We start from the raw sequence: 18,599 nt of genomic DNA, 5'->3' as shown, positions 1-18,599 counted from the left end.
TTAAGGTCAGCGTCGAAGGCATGGAATATGCCGCTCAGGGGCGAAATGGCAACCGCCCCTGCTCGCTCTGTCGATAGTTGCCGGGGTTAACGCAATTCCTTCGCTATCGCGCTAAACATCAGCGATGCCTCCAGCGGTTGCGCGCTGAAAGAAGGCTCCGCCTGCGGCCAGGTGGACCACTGGACGATCACCAGATTCTCCGCCTGATTGACCATGATCATCTGGCCGAAGATCCCCAGCGCCCACAGAGAATGCTTGAGGGAGGTCTGCGGAGCAGGCTCAACGTTAGTCGCATTGGCCGGCACTTCGTTGTTCCACCATTGGAAGCCGTAGATGCCGTTAGGATGCGCCGCCGATACCGAGCCCGCAGCCCGCGTCCAGTTGGCCGACTGGGCTACCCAATCTTCCGGCAAGATCTGTTTGCCGTTCGGCAACGTTCCGTTATGCAGAATGAACTCACCGAAGCGCCCCCAGTCTTCCAGCGTGGCGTTAAAGCCGTGCGCGCCCACGTCGTGCTGGCCTTTGGCGTAGGCATGCCACACGCCGTCGCTCGCCATGCCGTACGGCTGCCAGATGCTTTGTTCCAGATAGGTCGCCAGCGGCATGCCGGTGGCGCGCTCCAGCACATCGCCCAGCAGCCACGCGCCGCCGGAGGAGTAAGACCAGTTCTGCCCAGCCGGATGCGCACGCTGCAGGCCGGCCACCAGCTTGCGCACGCAGGCATAGGTGCCGGGTTTGGCTTCACACTCGGTCAGCTGCGCGAAGTCCGATTTCGGGTTGGTGTAATCCTCATTCCACGCCACGCCGGAGGTATGAGTGATCAGCTGCCTGAGGGTCACACCGTCCCACGCGGTGCCTTTCAGATCGGGTTCGTATTGCGTGATGAGATCGTCGAGCGAGCGGATCTTGCCCTGTTTAATCGCCACGCCCACCAGCGTGGCGACCACGGATTTGCCCACCGAGCGCGACGTCCACAGCGTGGCGTCGGTATTGCCCTGCCCCAGATATTTCCAGGCGATTTTGCCGTCTTTCAATACCAGCATGCCGCTGACGTTCTGGCGCTGAAGATAATCCTGCAGGCTGTAGGTTTTGCCATTCACCTGATAGCTGGCATTCGTTAGCTGTTTAGCGGCAGCCACCAGCGGTGTGGCACTGCCGTGATGAAACACATCCCCGGCATAGTTGCGGTAGTCGTTACGAAAACCGATCACCCGGTCGCTCTGGCTCCAGGTGAGCATCTTGTGCGTGTCCGGCAGTTGCGCATCAAAAGGTGCGGGACAGGCGCTGAGTTCGGTGCCCGCACAGGCGGCCAGCGCAGCGGGCGCCAACAGGCCGCTGCAGAGACTGATGACAACGCCCGCCAGCAGGCTGCGGTTAAACACTTTGCTTTTCATATTTTTTCTCGCTTAGCTCATGAAGGCGTTCAGCTTAAAAAAACGCGGCCTATAATAAAAAACGCCTGATGGGGGAAAATCCCCCGCAAAATCGACGGGAGAGCCGCGTGCCAAGCCTGATTTATTCCTTTGCCCAACTGGAAGCCTTCACCGCCGTGGCCGAGCACGGCAGCCTGGCGAAAGCCGCGCTCAAGCTGGGCAAAGACCGCACGACGCTGCGCGATTTGATTGATTTTCTCGAGGATGGCTTGGGCTATGCGCTGTTCCTGCGCGAGGGGCGCAGCCTGCACCTAACGCCGGAGGGCGAACAGCTGCAGCGCCAGGCGCACCTGCTTATGCGCCAAGTGAAAGCGTTTGAGGCGTTTGCCAAAGACGTGCCGAAGAGCACGGCGCAGGAAATCTCGCTGGTCTACGATCCCTTCACGCCCCGTGCATTGCTGCAAGCGCTGATTGCCGCCATGGCCCAACGCAACACGCGCCTGAGCCTGATTAACGCCTCGCGCGACGAAGCTGAAAGCCTGCTGGCAAGCGGCCAGGCCGATCTGGGCATCTGCCAGGCGCGCAACCGCAGCGTAGGCGACGCCATGGAGTGGCGCGCCTTAGGGGCGATAGAGATGGATTTTTACGCCGCCAAAGCGCTTTTCCCCGGCGCGGAACAGCCGCTTTCGCTGCTGGAACTCTCCCTGACTCCGCAGGTAATTATGCACCCGGATTCTGACGAACCCGTGGCGCGCCGCCTGCAAATTTCCGGGCATACAATATTTACTAACGAGCTGGAGATGCTGCGCGCCCTGCTCGAACAGGGCTGCGGCTGGGGATTCTTGCCGACGCATATGCATGCCGAGCAGTGGAAAAACGTCAACACGCTGCGCACCGAAGTCGGCAGCCAGGGGATCAGCCAAACCATGGTGACCATCTGGAAACCGGGCAATGACCGACGAGCGCTGATTGATGAGACGCTGGGGTTGTTGCCGGGGTTGTGGCGGGGGGTTGGGGAATGAAGCGTCGCTGTTAGATTTGCGGTGTTGTTATAGGTAGCCGATCGTGGGGAGCATCGCCTGCGTTGTTGGTCCGTTCGCTCTTAAGCGGGGATTGCTGTTTTTGTCCAATGAGCGCCCCTCACCACCATCGCTCCAGCGCTGTTGGAGCTGGTTTGTTGCTTTGATAGGCGGCATTTCATTCTTGCTAATGATCATTTGCCCGTTTTTTTGCATTTACTTTTTATCTTTCCTACCGCATCCATACATATGAACTATTTTCCAAGTGTTTATTAAAATATTCATATCCATCTTTGTTGCTGGCAACATGCAAACTTTCATTATTTGTAATATCAAAATAATCGAAACCGACTAAAAAGAAACCCTCACGAATTTTGTATGGATTGATGTTTATGCTTATAGAGTTTTTTTCGGCCCAATCGACCCAAGCATTATCATTACTTTGATGCCAGATTCTAATGCTATGATTAAAGTTAGTGTTGTTAAATGTTGAGAAGTAATGCTTAAATAAATCCTTCTTGTTTTTGAATAGATCTTCAATTGCTGTCCGCTCTGAATTTACATCAATTAGGTTAATGTTTTTCCCATAATCAATTAGACCATCTCGCATTACTTTGCTCTTAATTATTGACTCTTTTATTTCACTTGATAAGTGATATGAGAAATCAATAATTTCATGGCTATGTTTGTTAAATTCATTGTCGCAATAATGCGCTATTGCAATATTAATTGCAACAGCGATATCCATTGTAGAAAAGTGATAGTCACCAGGTTGGAAAAGTGAATTTATTACCCCTCTAAACTCTCTGGCATCAATCAAATCGAGCGGTCTATAACGTTCTCGTAGTTTTATATCATTAATACTGGTTAGAATCCCAATAATATTTTTTTGATATAAATAATGAGAGAGTTTCCTCTTGAATATGTAGTGGAACGGAGATGTAATTGATTCAGATATTTTAAGGATGTCATTTAAAATCACTTTGGCTACCAAGGATGCTTAGATTAGGCACATGCAATAACCATATCAAACTATTACAAAAAATATAAGTTGCATCAGGACTTGATATGCAAAAGGATTTTTTAAATAATACATTGTAATTTTTGAGAAAATATTGTAAGTATCCCTGCAAAAAGAACCATCGACTTTTAGAGAGGCTCTGGCACTCCAACTTCCGCTGTTGGCACAAAGCAGCCATTGACACCTAGCTCCGACCATAAAACACACCTTACCAAGCTCCCCGCCAACAAAATATAGCCACATAAAATGATTCAATTCATAATTAATAAATAAATGAAATTATTAATTTCATTTCGTTGTTTTCCCTTTCCCACTTCAAAACACCCAACCATCCCCCCCATTCCCCCTAGCACCGCCCTCGCCCTTTCCCTACAATAAGGGATCTGTTGAGGCATAACGCAAGGAAAGACGGTGTCGAAAGCCAATCCCAATGCCACTATCGTGGATATCGCCCGCCGCGCCAGGGTGACCAATATCACCGTTTCCCGCGCCTTCAATAAGCCCGAGCTGGTCAAGCCGGAAACCCGCGAGCGCATTCACGCCATCGCCAAAGAGCTGAACTATGTGCCCAACGCGTTCGCGCAGGGGCTGAAAAGCAGCAGCAGCCAGATTATCGGCATCGTTACCAGCAGCATGTACAACCCGTTCTATTCCGGCCTGATCAAGACCGTGTCGCGCATTGCGCGCCAGCAGGGCTACCAGATCATGCTGTTCGACACCGACGGCAGCGAAGAGGCGGAAATGCGCGCCATTCAGGCGCTGTTCGGCTACAAGGCGCGCGGCATCCTGCTCTCGGCGGTGCGCGACGACAAGCGCTACCGCCCCGCCTATCTCGAGCTGGCCGAGGTGTACGGCGTGCCGCTGATCCTGATCGACCGCGATCTCTACGATCAGCAGCTGAGCGGCGTGTTCCTCGATAACCGCGAGATCGGCGTGCTGGCCGGGCGCTATCTGGCGGAGCAGCCGGAGCAGAAGCTGCTGATTATCGGCGGCCCGGCGGATTCGGAAATTACGCTAACGCGTACCGCCGGCATCGTCGCGGCCTTGCAGGGCAGCGGCCGTGAGATTCATATCATCAACGGCGACTACGATTTCACCTCGCAGGAAAGCGAGGTGCGCGCCTATCTGGCGCAGCCGGAGAACCGCCCGGATTACATCATCGGCCTGAACGGCATCATCACGCTGGGCGCCATCGCCATCTGCCACGAGATGGGGCTTTATCAGCAGGTGAAATTCTTCTCAATAGACGAACCGCCGCGCGCCGGCGCTTACGGCCTGCACATTCCGGGGGTGTATCACGATACGCAGAAACTGGGGGAGATCGCCGCGGAGCTGCTGTTCAGCGCCATTAACAGCCCGCGCGGCGAGCTGCCGGTGCGCAGAGAGTTCTTCACCGGCTCGCTGTTGAATCGCTGACGGGCGCTATTGCCCGTAGTAGGCGTGTTTGCCGTGCTTGCGCAGGAAATGTTTGTCCAATAGCTCCGGCTGCATCGGGGCGATGGCCGGCGCCAGCTGGCGCGTCGCCATCGCCATGATCGCCACCTCCTCCAGCACCACCGCGTTGTGCACCGCATCCGCCGCGTCCTTGCCCCAGGCGAACGGGCCGTGGGAGTATACCAGCACCCCCGGCACCTGCTGCGGATCGCGCCCCGCCTGACTGAAGGTCTCGATGATCACCTTGCCGGTCTCCCCCTCGTAATCCCTGGCGATCTCCGCCTCGCTCATCGGCCGGGTGCAGGGAATGTCGCCGTAAAAGTAGTCGGCGTGGGTGGTGCCCAGTGCCGGGATCGGCTGCCCGGCCTGCGCCCAGATGGTGGCGTTGCGGCTGTGGGTGTGCACCACGCCGCCGATGTCGGCGAAGGCGCGGTACAGCGCCAGGTGGGTGGCGGTGTCGGATGAGGGTTTGCGATGCCCTTCGCGCACCTTGCCCTCCAGATCCACCACCACCAAATCCTCCAGCGTCATCGCCTCGTAGGCGATGCCCGAAGGCTTGATCACCACCAGCCCGCTTTGGCGATCGATCGCCGAGACGTTGCCCCAGGTAAAGGTCACCAGCCCGTATGCCGGCAGGCTGAGGTTGGCGGCCAGCACCTGCCGCTTGAGTTCGTTCAGCATGCGATGCCTCCATCATTCATTTGTTGTTCGAGCCAGGCCTTGGCCTGGGCGATGCGTTGCTTATCCTGCCCGTCTTCGCGCGCCCACATCTCCAGCAGGTAGGGGCCGCGATAGCCGAGCGCGTTGAGCACGGAAAAAGCGTGGGCGAAATCCACGCAGCCTTCGCCGAACGGCACGTCGCGGAACTGCCCGGCGCTGCCCGGCCCCACCGCCACGGTGTCTTTGAGGTGTATGGCGGTAATGCTGCCGATGCCCAGCGCCAGCTCGGCGGCGACGTCGTTGCCCCAGGCGCTGAGGTTGCCGAGATCGGGATACACCGTGAACCACGGGCTGTTGACGTGGCGGGCGATGTCGCGCCATTTGCTGATGCTGTTGATGAACGGCGTATCCATCACCTCCACCGACAGCATCACCTGCGCCCTGGCGGCCTGCGCCGCCGCCCACTGCATGCCCTCGATAAAGCGCTCGCGGCTGTGGCGATCGGCGGGTTCGTAATAGACGTCGTAGCCCGCCAGCTGGATGTTGCGGATGCCGAGATCCGTCGCCAGTTCCAGCGCCTTGCTCATCAGCCCCCGCGCCCGTTCGCGGGTGGCGGCATCGTGGCTGCCGAACGGATCGCGCCGGTGCGCCGACAGGCACAGGCTCGGCACCGTCACCCCGCTGTCGAGCCGCGCCTGGATAAACGCCAGCCGCTGGCGGCGATCCCAATCCAGCCGCTGCTGGCGCGCCGGCTGTTCGTCTATCGACATCTCCACAAATTCAAAGCCCAGCTCGGCGGCGGTGGCCAGCCGCTGCGGCCAGCTCAGATCGGCGGGCAGCGCCTTTTCATACAGCCCCAGACAGGCGGCGTTAGTCGTTTGCATCAGTCACCTCACTCAAAGCCTGAGCGACCGCCAGATAGCGCGCCTGCTGGGCGCGCAGGCGCCGATGGGCGGCGGTCGCGGGATAATAACAGCGCAGCTTGGGCGGCGCGGCGGCGATCGCTTCGGCGAACCCGGCGTACTCCCCGGCGCCGACGGCGGCGCACAGGGCGGCGGCGCGGCAGCCGCTCTGGCGCGTTTCCACCACCTCAAGCGGCAGGTTGCCGGCGTCGGCGTACATCTGCATCCACACCTCGGACTGCGTCGGCCCGCCGGTCATGCGCACCCGCTCGATGCGCGGGTTCAGCTGCACCATGCGCTCCTGATGGATCAGGTGCGAGAACACGATGCCCTGGTAGATCGCCTGCACCACGTCCGCCATCTCGTGGTGGGCGCTCAGGCCGATCAGGCCGCCCGGCGTGTTGCCGCCGAGGTTGGAGCCGTACAGATACGGCAGGAACAGCAGCCCGCTGGGCTGCTCGCGGCGCTCGGCCACCCAGGCGTTGAACTGGGCGTAGCGCTGCCGGTCGTCGGCGCAGAACTGGCGCAGGAACCAGGCCAGGTTGCCGGCCGAGGTCGGGCTGCCTTCGTGCACGAAATAGCGGCCGTCGATGCAGTAGCGCCCCCAGGCGTAGGGGTAATCGGCGGGAATGATGCGATCGGTCACGCAGGTGGCGATCGACCAGGTGCCCGCCACCGCGCTGAGCGTGCGATCGTCGGCCACGCCGGAGCTGAGCGCCGCGCCCACCACGTCGAACAGTCCGCCGTACACCGCGGTGCCCGCTCGCAGGCCGCACTGCGCCGCCGCAGCGGCCGTCACCCGCCCGGCCAGCTGCGCCGAGCCGATCACCGGCGCGGTCTTCTCCTGCGCCTCTTCGATGCCGAAGGCCGCCATCAGCGCCGGATCGTAAGCGCCGCTGCGCTGGTTAAACAGGTTGCTGCCGGAGATGTTGGTCACCTCGGCCGCCGCCTCGCCGGTGAGGCGAAAGCGCAGGTAGTCGTGCGCCATCAGGATGCGATCGACGGCGGCGTACTGCGCCGGTTGCCGCTGCTTCAGCCAGCGCAGCAGCAGCGCCGGGTGGCTGGGCCACAGCGGCTGCAGGCTGCGCGGGTAGGTCTGCGCGTCCACCCCGGCGCGGCGCAGCTCAGCCGCCATGGCCGCCGCGCGGTTGTCCGAAGAGAGGATGCCGTTGCCGACCGGTTTGCCGTGGCGATCGATGGCGTACAGCCCTTTGCCGTGCGCCGAAAAGCTGACGCCGCGTACCTGCCCGGCCTCCAGCCCCGCCGCGTGCAGCGTCTGGCGGATCGCCGTGCAAACGTCATCCCACAGCGCGTCCATATTGCGTTCGCTGAAGCCCGGCTGGGCGGCAATCGCCGCGCCGTCGCGCTCGGCGATCGCCAGCTCTTCGCCGCTTGCCCGGTACAGCCCGGCCTTGATCACCGTGCCGCCGACGTCTATGCCAAGAAAGACTGACATCGCGCCTCCTATTTACGCCGCACGGAGCTGAGGTAGATGGCGGCCAGGATGATGCCGCCCTTCACCACGTTCTGGATATACGGCGACACGTTCATCAGATTGAGGCCGTTGTTGAGCACCCCGAGCATCATCGCCCCCACCAGCGTGCCGACGATGGCGCCGCGCCCGCCGGAGATCGCCGCCCCGCCCAGCACTACGGCGGCGATGGCGTCCAGCTCGAAGCCTTCGCCGGCGTTGGGCTGCCCGCTCATCAGGCGCGAGGTCAGCACCAGCCCGGCCAGCGCGGCGGTCAGGCCGCTGATCACGTAGACCAGCATCTTGTAGCGCGGCACGCGGATGCCGCTCAGGCGCGCCGCCTCTTCGTTGCCGCCCATCGCATAAACGTAGCGGCCGAACGGCAGCTGGTTGAGCATCAGCCAGGCCAGCACATACACGCCGAGCATGATCAGGATCGGCACCTGGATGCCCAGCACCGTGCCGCGGCCGAAGAAGGAGAAGACGTCGGGCAGGCCGGAGATCGGGTAGCCGCCGGTATAGAGCAGCGCCAGGCCGCGGGCGATGCCCATCGACGCCAGGGTGACGATGATCGGCGGCATGCGCAGGTAGGCGATGCAGGCGCCGTTGGCCAGGCCGAACAGCGCGCCGAGCGCCAGCGCCGCCACCATCGCCAGCGGGATCGGCACCGCCGCCAGCATCAGCCCGGCGGCGACCGAGCCGGCCAGCGCCATCACCGGCCCCACCGAGAGATCGATGCCGCCGGTCAGGATGGCGCAGGTCATGCCCACCGCGATGATGGCGTTGATCGACACCTGGCGCGCCACGTTGGTCAGGTTGTTGACGCTGAGGAAGCTGTCGTTCAGCAGGCTCATCAGCACGAACAGGACAGCGAAGCCGATAAACGGCAAAACCGCCGGGTGATGCAGCAGTTTTTCCCAGCGCTTGCCGAGGCTGGGGCCGGCGGCGCGGCGCGCCACGGCGGGTTGTTCAATTCCGATCATAAGGCACTCCCGGTCGCGTGAAGCATGATGTGGTTGGATTCGATGTCGTCGCCGGTCAGCTCGGCGACGATGTGGCCGCCGCGAAACACCAGCACGCGGTCGCACACGCCGATGATCTCCGGCAGTTCGGAGGAAATCATGATGATGGAGATGCCCTGCTGGGTCAGTTGCTGCATCAGCTGGTAGATCTCGGCCTTGGCGCCCACGTCGATGCCGCGCGTCGGCTCGTCGAAGATCAGGATGTTGCAGTCGTTGTTGAGCCAGCGGGCGATCACCACTTTCTGCTGGTTGCCGCCGCTCAGGGTGCTGACGGCGGTCTCGGCGTCCGGGGTTTTCACCCCCACGGCGCGGATCAGCCGCTGCACCACGTCGCGATCCTTGCGGGCGCTGACGAAGATCTTGCCGCGCCGGTGGTGCCGGTTGAGGGTGATGTTCTGCGCCACCGAAAACGGCAGCACCAGGCCCTCGGTTTTGCGGCTCTCCGGCAGCAGGCCGATGCCCTGCGCCAGCGCCTGCGCCGGGGAGCGCAGCGCCGCCGGTTGGCCGCCGAGGCTGACGCGTTTGCGGTGGCAGCGGCTGGCGCCGATCAGCGCCGAGACGGTCTCGGTGCGCCCGGAGCCCACCAGCCCGGCGAAGCCGAGGATCTCGCCCTTGTGCAGCCGAAAACGATCCGTCGCGCCGTGCTTCTCGCGCTGGATCTCCGCCTCCAGCAGCACCGTCTCGGTATCAACCGGATGCTGTTTCACCGGGAAGGCGTTCTCGATTTTGCGCCCGACCATCAGCCGCACCAGCTCTTCCACGTTGGTGTCGCCGGTGGCCAGCGTTTCGATGTAGGCGCCGTCGCGCAGCACGGTGATGCGATCGCAGATGGTGAAGATCTCGTCCAAATGGTGCGAGATAAACACCATGCCAACGCCCAGCAGCCGCAGATCGTTCATCACGCTGAACAGGTGTTCGGCCTCGCCCGGCGTCAGCGTGGCGGTCGGTTCGTCCAGCACCAGCACCCGCGCCTCCAGCGACAGCGCCTTGGCGATCTCAACGAACTGCTGCTGCGCCACGCTCAGCTGCTCCACCGGGCAATCGAGATCGATAGCCACCGTCAGCCGCTTGAAGATCGCCTCGGCCTTGCGCCGCATCGCCCGCCGATCCAGCAGGCCCCAGCGGTTCCTGATCTCCCGGTTGAGGAAGATGTTGTCGATGGCGCTCATGTAGGGAATCAACGAGAATTCCTGAAAAATAATGCCGACCCCAGCCTCGATCGCCTGGCGATAGTTGTTAAAGCGGCGCTGCTCGCCGTCGATAAAAATGTCGCCCTCGTCCGGCTGATGGATGCCGCACATGATTTTCACCAGCGTCGATTTGCCGGCGCCGTTTTCGCCCAGCAGGGCGTGCACCTCGCCGCGTTGAATGGCCAGATCGATGCCGTCCAGCGCCTTCACGCCGGGAAAGCTCTTTTTTATTCGCTTCAGTTCCAGTAAAGGTGTCACCGCATTGCCCTCCGCGCCGAACGCCCCGCCGCAGCGGGGCGAACCTGCCGCTGTTACCAGCTAAAGCCGGCCGCATTGCTGCGGTCGATCAGCTTCACTTTGACCGGCACGGTTTTCGGCACCGTGGCGCCCCAGTAGCGGGCCAGCGCAATGCCGAGCGCGATGCGCAGCTGGTCGCGCGGGAACTGCGCCGAGGTGGCGATAAACGGCGAATTCGGCTTGAGGATCTCTTTGATGGCTTCCGGCTGGCCGTCGACGCTCACCAGCTTGACCCTGGCGCCGTTGCTTTCAATCGCCGCCAGGGCGCCGAGCGCGCCGACGTCGTTGACGCTGAAGATGCCCGCCAGATCCGGCGCCGACTGCAGCATGTTTTCGGTGACGGTCAGCGCGGTGTCGCGCTCCTGCTTGCCGTTTTGTTTGGTGACGATCTTGATGTCGGGGTATTTCTTCATCGCCGCTTCAAAGCCGCGCACGCGCTCCAGGATCGGCACCACCGGGATGCCGTCGAGGATCGCCACCTTGCCTTTGCCGCCCAGCGCTTTCGCCAGGTATTCGCCCGCCTGGAAGCCGGCGTCGTAGTTTTCCGAGCCGACGAACGAGTCCAGCGGCCCTTCGGCCTGCGCGTCGATCGCCACCACCACCGCGCCGGCCTTATGGGCGGAGATCACCGCCGACTGCACCCCCACCGAATCGGTTGGGTTGATCAGCAGGATATCCACCTTCTTCTGCAGCATGTCCTCCACGTCGCCGATCTGCTTGGCGACGTCATGGCGCGCATCGGCCACGTACACCTTGGCGCCGATATCCGCCGCCGCCTGATCCAGCGCCTGCTTCATGGTGACGAAGTAGTCGTTGTTCATTTCCTGGAACGACATACCGATAGTGATTTGCTTGGCCAGCGCCCCATGGCTGGCCGCCAACATTCCACCGGCGACGATAAAAGGCAGGGTCTTTTTGAATAATGAAAACATAGCCAATTCTCCTGTAGGGAAGCTTCTTGTTGTGGTTATCAGAGCAACAGCATGTCTTTACGTTTGGCCGACCGGCCGGCCCCTCCATTGCGGAGCGGGCCGGCGATCGTGACTGCAACAGCGGTACGGCGGGAGGGTCAGGGAACCAGGATCACCTTGATGGAGTCGGTCGAGTCCGCCAGGGCGAAGGCTTCGTCCCAGTCATTCAATGAATAGCTGTGGGTCACCACGCCGCTTGAGGTCACCAGCCCGCGCTCGAACAGATCGATGGCGATCTCATAGCTGTAGGGCGCCAGGTGCGCGCCGCGAATGTCCAGTTCCTTGCGATCGCCGATGATCGACCAGTCGACGGTGGTTTCCTTGCCGAACACGCTGAACTCCACGAAGCGGCCCAGCTTGCGGATCATCTGCAGCCCCTGAGTGACGCCGATCGGCGCGCCGGTGGCCTCGATATAGACGTCGCAGCCGTAGCCGCCGGTCAGCGATTTGACGATCTGGTCGGCGTCTTCCTTCAGCGGGTTGATCACCACGTCGGCGCCAAATTCCTTCGCCAGCGCCAGCCGCTCGTCGATGGCGTCGATCACGATCAGTTTCTTCGGCGTTTTCAGCCGCGCCACCTGCACCATGCACAGCCCGAGCGGCCCGGCGCCGGCCAGCACCACCACGTCGTCCAGCTGAATGTCGCCACGCGCCACGGTGTGAATGGCGCAGGCCATCGGCTCGATCAATACCGCGTCTTCATGGCTCAGGCTTTCCGGGATCTTGTGCACGATGGCGTTCTCGGAAAAGCGCATGTATTCCGCCATGCCGCCCTCCGCCACGTCTTTCTGGAAGCCGTAAATGTTATGCGTCTCACACATCCAGTAACTGCCGGATTTGCAGTAACGGCACTCCCAGCACGGCACGATCTGCTCGGCGATCACCCGCTCACCGATCCGGTATTTGCCTTCCGTGCCCTCGCCCAGCGCGGCGATGCGGCCGTAGAACTCGTGCCCCGGCACCACCGGCGGTTTGACCCACGGGGTCTCCCCCCAAAACATCTGCGCGCCGTTCTTGCACTTGCAGTCGCCTGCGCAGATGCCGCAGCCTTCCACCTTGATCACCAGCTCGCGCGCCTTCGGCAGCGGCGTGGGCACCTGTTCGAAACGGTAGTCCTGCGGGCCGTGGCAAACGACCGCGCGCATTTTTTCCGGCAACTGGCTCATCTATCCCTCCAATATTCTCGTTAAACGCTTGAAAATTATAAATGTTGACGTTGTCATTTTTATCAAACAAAAAACAAACTGAGTTATAAAATTATAGATTTCAACAAATTAACCATTACATATCCCGATAACTAAAAATGACAACGTGAACATAGAGCGACATATAACCAAAGCTGCAAAAATAATTATTTGAGCAAAATCACAGTTCGTTAACATTGCGGCTAAAAATGCTACAAATGCGGATCGCGATCCCATTTACGGGATCGCCGATCCGGGCAGATCCGCTAAATCAGCAGGCGCACGCGATCGTAGATCTGACGATCTTCCGGCCGCGACGATCGCGCCTGCTGGCGCAGGGTGCGCACCAGCGTGTCGATAAACGCATGGGCGGCGGCGCTCAGAATGCTGTTGCGCCGGGTGACGATATTCAGCTGCGCCGGTTGGCAGCTCTCGCGCAGCGCCAGCGGCTGCAGGCGAGAGGCGAATTGCGGCAGCGCGGCGATCGGCCGCGGGCACCAGGTGCACATCTCGGCGGACTCCACCAGCGCCTGCAGCATGCCGAACGAATGCGCCTGGATAATGCGCTGGCGCGGCAGGCGCGCGCCGTGGCGGTGGAACACCTCGTCGAGCAGCGCATCGAAACTTTCCTGGGTATAGCTCATCACCCAATCCTGCTCCAGCAGCTGATGCAGCGAGGTGCTGTGCGCCAGCGGGTGGCCGCGCCGCACCATGTACGCCGTTTCATACTCAAGCAGCGGCTCGCAGTGAAACTCCTGCGGCGCCGACGACGCCGGCAGCGGCGTGATGGCGAAATCCATCGTGCCCTCGCGGAGCTGCGACTGGGCGTTGGCCATCAGGCTTTCCGACAGTTCCAGCCGCACCGTCGGCACCTTGCTGCGAAACGCCATCACCGCCGGCGGCAGCACCGTCAGCATCAGCCAGGGAGTGATCGCCGCCTTGACCAGATCCGCCGCACTCCCGCGCAGCGCCGCCATTTCGCCCTGCGCCTGCTCCAACTGGTTCAGCACCAGCCGGGCGTGCGCCAGCAGGGTTTTGCCGTAGGGGGTAAAACCCAGCCCGGTCGGCGTGCGGATCAGCAGCGGCAGCGCCTGTTCTTGCTCCAGTTCGCGCAGTGCGCGGGTCACCGCCGCCTGCGACAGCCCCAGATGCCGCGCCGCCGCGCGAATGCTGCCGCTGTCGGCGCTGGCCACCAGCGCCTGCAGTTGGTGCAGTTTCATGTCCACCTCCTGACAATCATAGGTTGTCAGCATAACCGAACGGCGGCTACCCGGCAAAAACGGAGTTTGCTAGTCTCGATGCCTATCCCCTCTGCCCCGTTCCCCGCCCACTGGCCGGGACCCTTTTGCCGGAGACCGTGATGATGCATTCACTGCTACTGCCTGAGATCGCCGCCGTTCATGATGAGATGGTCGCCCTTCGCCGCCATATTCACGCCCACCCGGAATTGGGATTCCAGGAGTTCGCCACTTCGGATCTGGTGGCGCGGCGGCTGGAGGAATGGGGTTACCGCGTCACGCGCGGCGTAGGACAAACCGGCGTTGTCGCCACACTGCAGCGCGGGCCGGGAAAATCGCTCGGCATCCGCGCCGACATGGACGCCCTGCCGATTGCCGAAACCACCGAACTGCCTTACGCCAGCACCCATTCCGGGGTGATGCATGCCTGCGGCCACGACGGGCACACCGCCATGCTGCTGGCGGCGGCGCGCTATCTGGCGCGGCAGCCGAACTTTTGCGGCACGCTGCACCTGATCTTTCAGCCGGCGGAAGAAGGCGGCGGCGGCGCCAAAGTGATGATCGAAGACGGCCTGTTTGAGCGCTTCCCCTGCGACGCGGTGTTCGCCATGCACAACGTGCCCGGCTTACCCACCGGCCACCTGGGCTTCGCCGGCGGCCCCTTCATGTGCTCGGCCGATACGGTGCACATCACCCTGCACGGCCACGGCGGCCACGGCGCGGTGCCGCAGAGCACCGTCGATCCGGTGGTGGCCTGCGCAGCCATCGTTATGAGCCTGCAAACCATCGTGGCGCGCAATATCGATCCGCAGGAAACGGCGATCGTCACCGTGGGGGCGATGCAGGCCGGCCAGGCCGCCAACGTGATCCCGGCGACCGCCACCCTGACGCTCAGCGTGCGCGCGCTGACGGCGGCGGTGCGTGCGCGGCTGGAACAGCGCATCACCGAACTGGTCACGGCGCAGGCCGCCAGCTTCGGCGCCCGCGCGGAGATCGACTATCAGCACGGCTACCCGGTGCTGGTGAACCACCCGGCAGAAACCGAACTGGCGCGCGCGGTGGCGCTGGAATGGGCCGGAGAGAGCCGGGTGATCCCCACGCTGCGGCCGTTCACCGCCAGCGAAGATTTTGCCTTTATGCTGGAGAAGTGCCCGGGCAGCTACATCTCTATCGGCAACGGCCCCGCCACGCCGGACAATTCTCTGCACAACCCCGGTTATGACTTCAACGACGACAGTCTGTCGCTGGGCGCCACTTACTGGGTCAAATTGGTCGAGCGCTTTTTGGCTCGCCCCGCGGTTTAATCGCCAACACAGAGGAAATGACATGAAAATCATCAAAGGGCTGTTGTTGTTGCTGCCGCTGGCCGCGAGCTTTCCCGCGCTGAGCGGTGAATTCAGCGGCAAAGTGATCAAGCTGGGCATCGATCCCACCTTTCCGCCGCTGGAGTATAAAAATCCGCAGGGCAAGCTGACCGGCTTCGGCGTCGATATCGCCCAGGCGCTGTGCGACCAGATGCAGGCCAAATGCGTGTGGGTGGAAAGCAGCTGGGACGGCATGATCCCCGGCCTGCAGGCGAAGAAGTTCGACGCCATCGCCTCGTCGATGACCATTACGCCGCAGCGCCGGCAGCAGATCGCTTTCTCCAGCAAAGTCTCCAACGCCCCGGCGCGGCTGGTGGCGCATAAAGGCAGCAATCTGCAGCCTACAGCCGCCTCGCTGAAGGGCAAATCGGTCGGCGTGCAGCAAGGTTCCAGCCAGGAGACCTACGCCAACGCGCTGTGGCGGCCGGCCGGCGTCAACGTGGTCGCCTACCAAAGCCAGCAGGAGGTGAACGAAGATCTGGCCAACGGCCGCCTGGATGCGTCGCTGCTGGCCAGCGTCAGCGCCAGCGAATTCTTCAAAACGCCCGGCGGCAAAGACTTTGCCTTTATCGGCGCCGAATTGAGCGACAGCAAGTACTTCGGCGTCGGCGACGGCATCGGGGTGCGCAAAGAGGATACCGCGCTGCTTAACGCCTTCAACGCCGCGCTGCAGGCGATCCGCGCCAACGGCACTTACAAGAAAATCAACGACAAGTATTTCGACTTCGACATGTACGGCGCGGAGCAGTAACACGCGTTCCCCGGCGGTCACCTGCAGGTCCTGCAGGATGGGGAGGCGCCTTCGGCCGCCGGGGAACGCCCCAACGGAAACGGCAGTGTCGGCAAGAACGGAAAATCAGGCGGGACAAGGATGCGGGCCAGGCAGGACGCCCGGCCCGCTAAAGCGGGTTACTTCACTTCGCCCATCGCTTTCAGCTTTTTGGACAGCTCGCGGCGTTCTTTGGACAGATCGGCATTTTTGATGATGTAGTCATCAACGCGATCTTCGTAGTCGCTGCGCATGTTGGCGATGATGCCCTGAATGTCTTCAATGCTCATGCCGGGCTTGATGTACTCACTCAGGTTGTCGAGCAGCAGCACGCGCTTCTGGTTATCACGAATTTTCTTTTCGTTGTCGACGATCTCGCGTTGCAGTTTGTTTTTGCGGCGGAACATACGCACAAACTCCAGCACGTCCTGGAAACTCGGCTTATTTGCATTATCCATCTTTATACCCTTGCTTTAGTAATACACAGATTCATTTGCTTACGGCCACATGGCACCAAGATACAGGTTTGTGGCGGTCCGGCACAACAGTGATTGGCTTATCTTACCCACTTTGCCCCGGCGGCCAAAACCCAAAGCGCCGCCTTCATGATCTGACCCCTTATTCGCGCCCGGCGGCGGTGCAAACCTGGAGCAAATCCCCCAACTCCTCCAACTGCTGCGCCAGCTCCATGCTGAGCCAGACATAGCCGTAAATCGGCGCTTCGCCGTGCTGGCCAAGGCTGACCTCTTGCATCAGCGTTTTCAGCTCGCCGGCGATCTCCGCCAACTGCCCCGCCGCCGCCTGCCGCTGCGCCTGCGGCCCTTCGCGCATCAGCACCGCCAACGACTCCAGCGAGCTCAGCGTCAGCAGCTGGGTGCTGCGCAGCGTGCGGGCGTTCAACATAATGAAGTGCGTTTCGCGCGAGGCCCAGTAGGCGTCGGCCATCAGCTCCAGCGTGCACACCAGATTGCGGCTGAGGGTTTGCACCGCCTCGAACACCGCTTTGGGGATGCGGGTTTCCTTGCTGGCGGGCACGATCAGGCTGCGCAGCTTCACCACCTGATTCAACAGATCTTTGAGCTGCGGCTCCAGCCGCGGCCGCTCAATGACGTTCGGCGAAAAATACGCGCCGTAGAGGCGGGCGGCGGTTTGCAGGCAGTCCGCCATCTGCATGCGCCACAGAATATAGGCGCGCTGCGGGTAGATGCTGGTGAACAGCAGCGCCAGCAGCGAGCCGAAGATCACGTCGCCGCTGCGCCACAGCGCGGTGTGCATGTCACCGGCGCCCGCGCCGCACACCACCGCCAGCGTGATCCCCACCAGCAGCGCCATATACGGCCGTTTGCCGAGCGTCAGGTAACCGCAGACGAACATCACCACGCCGCACCATGCCAGCATCAGCGGCAGCGAATAGAGTTCCAGATACAGGGCGATCAGGCCGGAAGCCGCGCCGAACACCGTGCCGGCAATGCGTTGCAGCGCCCGCTGCAGCACGTTGCCCCAAAACGAGATCGGCCCCATCACCACCACCAAGGTGATCAGCGGCCAGGTGCCTTCGGGCACCGCCAGCAGGCGGATCAGCAGAAAGGTCAGGATAAACGCCAGCCCGATGCGCACGCCGTGAACGATGCGATAGTGGCGATAGGTCAGCAGTTCAAGTGAAGAGATTTTTCGATCGAGGCGCACAGTGCCTCCGATAAACACCAGCCAGGCCGCTATTTTAGCGGAGGAAGCCCGGCAAGGAAAAGGCGAATGAGGCGTCCCTCATTCGCACTCAGGCTCAGGCGACGTATTTGTCGACCAGCGCGCGCAGAACGGCGGCGGTTTCAACATCCATCACGCCGTCATACTTCTGCGGACGGAAGTGCAGCTGGAACGCGCGCACCAGCTGGCGATAGCCTTCTGCGGTGTTCGCCGCCGAGGTGTCGTAGCCGTATTGGGCGAACAGTTTCAGCAGCTCAGCCTGCGCCGGCAGACCCTGGCTGCAGTATTCCTGCTGGCGCTGCTGCTTGGTCGCTTCGTCATACCAGGCGCCGACGCCGGCCTGATACAGCTGCTGCCACGGGAACTGCGGGCCCGGATCGCTCTTGCGGCCCGGCGCGATGTCGGAGTGCGCCACCACGTTCACCGGCGAGATGTCCGGATAACGCTGCAGGATGTTCTGCGCCAGCTGGGTGACCGCCTCGATCTGCTGCGGATTGAACGGCGGGAAGGTGATGTTTCCACCGTCGCCGCTCGCCAGGTTGACGATCTCGATGCCGATCGAGGTGTCGTTGATATTGCTGCGGGTGCCCCACTGGCTGGTGCCGGCATGCCAGGCGCGCTCGTTCTCGTCCACCAGGTTGAAAATGCGCACGCCGCTGAAGCCGGCGGCCTGATAGGTGGCATCGGTCGGATCCGGCACCAGATAGTGCGCGCTGACCGATTTTCCGGTCAATGACGTCACCGAGTCGGCGAAGTTTTGCGCCGTGTAGTGCAGCACCAGAAAGCGCACGCGGTGGCCGAAGCTGGCGACCGATCGGTAGCTATTGTAATCAATCTTGTACATCGTAAAGTCCCTCTCTCGTTTGATTTCACTGAGCGGTCTCTCATCATGACAGGCCGCTCCGCACAGGTGAACCCTTGGCTCACCCTTTTTGTTTTAGCTAATTGCTAAATCATGCGCAAGCGTTTTTTAGCAAAAT

Annotated in this window: 18 protein-coding genes; 4 read left to right on the top strand and 14 right to left on the bottom strand. The window is 61.5% G+C overall.

Going from position 1 to position 18,599, the window contains the following annotated elements:
• Positions 1–86: 86 nt before the first annotated feature.
• Positions 87–1,394, bottom strand: coding sequence for a serine hydrolase domain-containing protein (locus ACMGF7_RS15780; protein ID WP_197763378.1), 1,308 nt, complete (start codon positions 1,392–1,394; stop codon positions 87–89).
• A 107-nt stretch (positions 1,395–1,501) separates the two neighbouring features.
• Between ACMGF7_RS15780 and ACMGF7_RS15775 the strand changes: the two genes are divergently transcribed.
• Complete coding sequence (locus ACMGF7_RS15775; protein WP_126191959.1) at positions 1,502–2,395, top strand: LysR family transcriptional regulator; 894 nt, start codon at positions 1,502–1,504, stop codon at positions 2,393–2,395.
• A 27-nt stretch (positions 2,396–2,422) separates the two neighbouring features.
• Here ACMGF7_RS15775 and ACMGF7_RS15770 read toward each other — a convergent pair whose 3' ends face one another.
• Positions 2,423–2,608: a hypothetical protein gene (locus ACMGF7_RS15770; protein WP_126191958.1), complete on the bottom strand. Its 186-nt coding sequence runs from the start codon at positions 2,606–2,608 to the stop codon at positions 2,423–2,425.
• 16 nt (positions 2,609–2,624) lie between these two features.
• Entirely contained in the window at positions 2,625–3,212 is a 588-nt protein-coding gene (locus ACMGF7_RS15765; RefSeq protein ID WP_239504330.1) for a hypothetical protein, read from the bottom strand.
• 612 nt (positions 3,213–3,824) lie between these two features.
• Between ACMGF7_RS15765 and ACMGF7_RS15760 the strand changes: the two genes are divergently transcribed.
• Positions 3,825–4,829, top strand: a complete 1,005-nt coding sequence (locus ACMGF7_RS15760) for a LacI family DNA-binding transcriptional regulator (RefSeq protein WP_004935582.1) — start codon at positions 3,825–3,827, stop codon at positions 4,827–4,829.
• 6 nt (positions 4,830–4,835) lie between these two features.
• Here ACMGF7_RS15760 and araD read toward each other — a convergent pair whose 3' ends face one another.
• From araD to ACMGF7_RS15720, 8 genes are all read right to left on the bottom strand, one after another.
• The gene (araD, locus tag ACMGF7_RS15755; RefSeq protein ID WP_420286508.1) at positions 4,836–5,528 is read right to left on the bottom strand and encodes an L-ribulose-5-phosphate 4-epimerase; all 693 of its coding nucleotides are present in this window, start codon (positions 5,526–5,528) and stop codon (positions 4,836–4,838) included.
• Positions 5,522–6,391: an L-ribulose-5-phosphate 3-epimerase gene (locus ACMGF7_RS15750; protein WP_273890014.1), complete on the bottom strand. Its 870-nt coding sequence runs from the start codon at positions 6,389–6,391 to the stop codon at positions 5,522–5,524. Before ACMGF7_RS15750 ends, araD begins: the two co-directional genes overlap by 7 nt.
• On the bottom strand, positions 6,378–7,865 hold the full coding sequence (locus ACMGF7_RS15745; RefSeq protein WP_273890015.1) for an FGGY-family carbohydrate kinase: 1,488 nt from the start codon (positions 7,863–7,865) through the stop codon (positions 6,378–6,380). The genes ACMGF7_RS15750 and ACMGF7_RS15745 overlap by 14 nt, the downstream gene beginning before the upstream one ends.
• Positions 7,866–7,873: 8 nt before the next feature.
• Complete coding sequence (locus ACMGF7_RS15740) at positions 7,874–8,863, bottom strand: ABC transporter permease (RefSeq protein WP_004935592.1); 990 nt, start codon at positions 8,861–8,863, stop codon at positions 7,874–7,876.
• On the bottom strand, positions 8,860–10,350 hold the full coding sequence (locus ACMGF7_RS15735; protein WP_015378501.1) for a sugar ABC transporter ATP-binding protein: 1,491 nt from the start codon (positions 10,348–10,350) through the stop codon (positions 8,860–8,862). Before ACMGF7_RS15735 ends, ACMGF7_RS15740 begins: the two co-directional genes overlap by 4 nt.
• Before the next feature lie 53 nt (positions 10,351–10,403).
• Positions 10,404–11,321 carry an ABC transporter substrate-binding protein gene (locus ACMGF7_RS15730; protein ID WP_164095490.1) on the bottom strand — a complete coding sequence of 306 codons (918 nt, stop codon included), beginning with the start codon at positions 11,319–11,321 and terminating at the stop codon, positions 10,404–10,406.
• Positions 11,322–11,458: 137 nt separating this feature from the next.
• Positions 11,459–12,526 carry a zinc-binding dehydrogenase gene (locus tag ACMGF7_RS15725; RefSeq protein ID WP_197763376.1) on the bottom strand — a complete coding sequence of 356 codons (1,068 nt, stop codon included), beginning with the start codon at positions 12,524–12,526 and terminating at the stop codon, positions 11,459–11,461.
• 284 nt (positions 12,527–12,810) lie between these two features.
• Positions 12,811–13,764, bottom strand: coding sequence for a LysR substrate-binding domain-containing protein (locus ACMGF7_RS15720; protein WP_197763374.1), 954 nt, complete (start codon positions 13,762–13,764; stop codon positions 12,811–12,813).
• A gap of 140 nt (positions 13,765–13,904) precedes the next feature.
• On the opposite strand from ACMGF7_RS15720, the gene ACMGF7_RS15715 reads away from it, so the two are divergent.
• A complete protein-coding gene (locus tag ACMGF7_RS15715; RefSeq protein WP_197798961.1) occupies positions 13,905–15,086 on the top strand; it encodes a M20 aminoacylase family protein in 1,182 nt (393 codons plus the stop codon).
• 22 nt (positions 15,087–15,108) lie between these two features.
• Complete coding sequence (locus ACMGF7_RS15710; RefSeq protein WP_021505905.1) at positions 15,109–15,897, top strand: ABC transporter substrate-binding protein; 789 nt, start codon at positions 15,109–15,111, stop codon at positions 15,895–15,897.
• Between the two features lie 158 nt (positions 15,898–16,055).
• On the opposite strand, the gene tmaR is transcribed toward ACMGF7_RS15710, so the two are convergent.
• The 3 genes from tmaR to ACMGF7_RS15695 form a co-directional block, all read right to left on the bottom strand.
• The gene (tmaR, locus tag ACMGF7_RS15705; RefSeq protein WP_004935612.1) at positions 16,056–16,373 is read right to left on the bottom strand and encodes a PTS system regulator TmaR; all 318 of its coding nucleotides are present in this window, start codon (positions 16,371–16,373) and stop codon (positions 16,056–16,058) included.
• A 160-nt stretch (positions 16,374–16,533) separates the two neighbouring features.
• Positions 16,534–17,601, bottom strand: coding sequence for an FUSC family protein (locus tag ACMGF7_RS15700; protein ID WP_033632575.1), 1,068 nt, complete (start codon positions 17,599–17,601; stop codon positions 16,534–16,536).
• A gap of 94 nt (positions 17,602–17,695) precedes the next feature.
• Complete coding sequence (locus tag ACMGF7_RS15695; protein ID WP_015378506.1) at positions 17,696–18,463, bottom strand: N-acetylmuramoyl-L-alanine amidase; 768 nt, start codon at positions 18,461–18,463, stop codon at positions 17,696–17,698.
• Between the last annotated feature and the right edge of the window lie 136 nt (positions 18,464–18,599).

This window comes from Serratia sp. BNK-17 (genome assembly GCF_048684935.1).
GTDB classification, from domain to species: Bacteria; Pseudomonadota; Gammaproteobacteria; order Enterobacterales; family Enterobacteriaceae; genus Serratia; species Serratia nematodiphila.
Note: the sequence above shows the minus strand (reverse complement) of the source record. Positions and strands in the feature narration are given on the sequence as shown.

Excerpts from the sequence above, each read along its gene's own strand:
- ACMGF7_RS15750 (WP_273890014.1), bottom strand. The coding sequence starts at position 6,391 with ATGCAAACGACTAACGCCGCCTGTCTGGGGCTGTATGAAAAGGCGCTG.
- ACMGF7_RS15740 (WP_004935592.1), bottom strand. The coding sequence starts at position 8,863 with ATGATCGGAATTGAACAACCCGCCGTGGCGCGCCGCGCCGCCGGCCCC.
- ACMGF7_RS15725 (WP_197763376.1), bottom strand. The coding sequence starts at position 12,526 with ATGAGCCAGTTGCCGGAAAAAATGCGCGCGGTCGTTTGCCACGGCCCG.
- ACMGF7_RS15745 (WP_273890015.1), bottom strand. The coding sequence starts at position 7,865 with ATGTCAGTCTTTCTTGGCATAGACGTCGGCGGCACGGTGATCAAGGCC.
- ACMGF7_RS15780 (WP_197763378.1), bottom strand. The coding sequence starts at position 1,394 with ATGAAAAGCAAAGTGTTTAACCGCAGCCTGCTGGCGGGCGTTGTCATC.
- ACMGF7_RS15695 (WP_015378506.1), bottom strand. The coding sequence starts at position 18,463 with ATGTACAAGATTGATTACAATAGCTACCGATCGGTCGCCAGCTTCGGC.
- ACMGF7_RS15730 (WP_164095490.1), bottom strand. The coding sequence starts at position 11,321 with ATGTTTTCATTATTCAAAAAGACCCTGCCTTTTATCGTCGCCGGTGGA.
- ACMGF7_RS15710 (WP_021505905.1), top strand. The coding sequence starts at position 15,109 with ATGAAAATCATCAAAGGGCTGTTGTTGTTGCTGCCGCTGGCCGCGAGC.
- ACMGF7_RS15720 (WP_197763374.1), bottom strand. The coding sequence starts at position 13,764 with ATGAAACTGCACCAACTGCAGGCGCTGGTGGCCAGCGCCGACAGCGGC.
- ACMGF7_RS15715 (WP_197798961.1), top strand. The coding sequence starts at position 13,905 with ATGATGCATTCACTGCTACTGCCTGAGATCGCCGCCGTTCATGATGAG.
- araD (WP_420286508.1), bottom strand. The coding sequence starts at position 5,528 with ATGCTGAACGAACTCAAGCGGCAGGTGCTGGCCGCCAACCTCAGCCTG.
- tmaR (WP_004935612.1), bottom strand. The coding sequence starts at position 16,373 with ATGGATAATGCAAATAAGCCGAGTTTCCAGGACGTGCTGGAGTTTGTG.
- ACMGF7_RS15770 (WP_126191958.1), bottom strand. The coding sequence starts at position 2,608 with ATGCAAAAAAACGGGCAAATGATCATTAGCAAGAATGAAATGCCGCCT.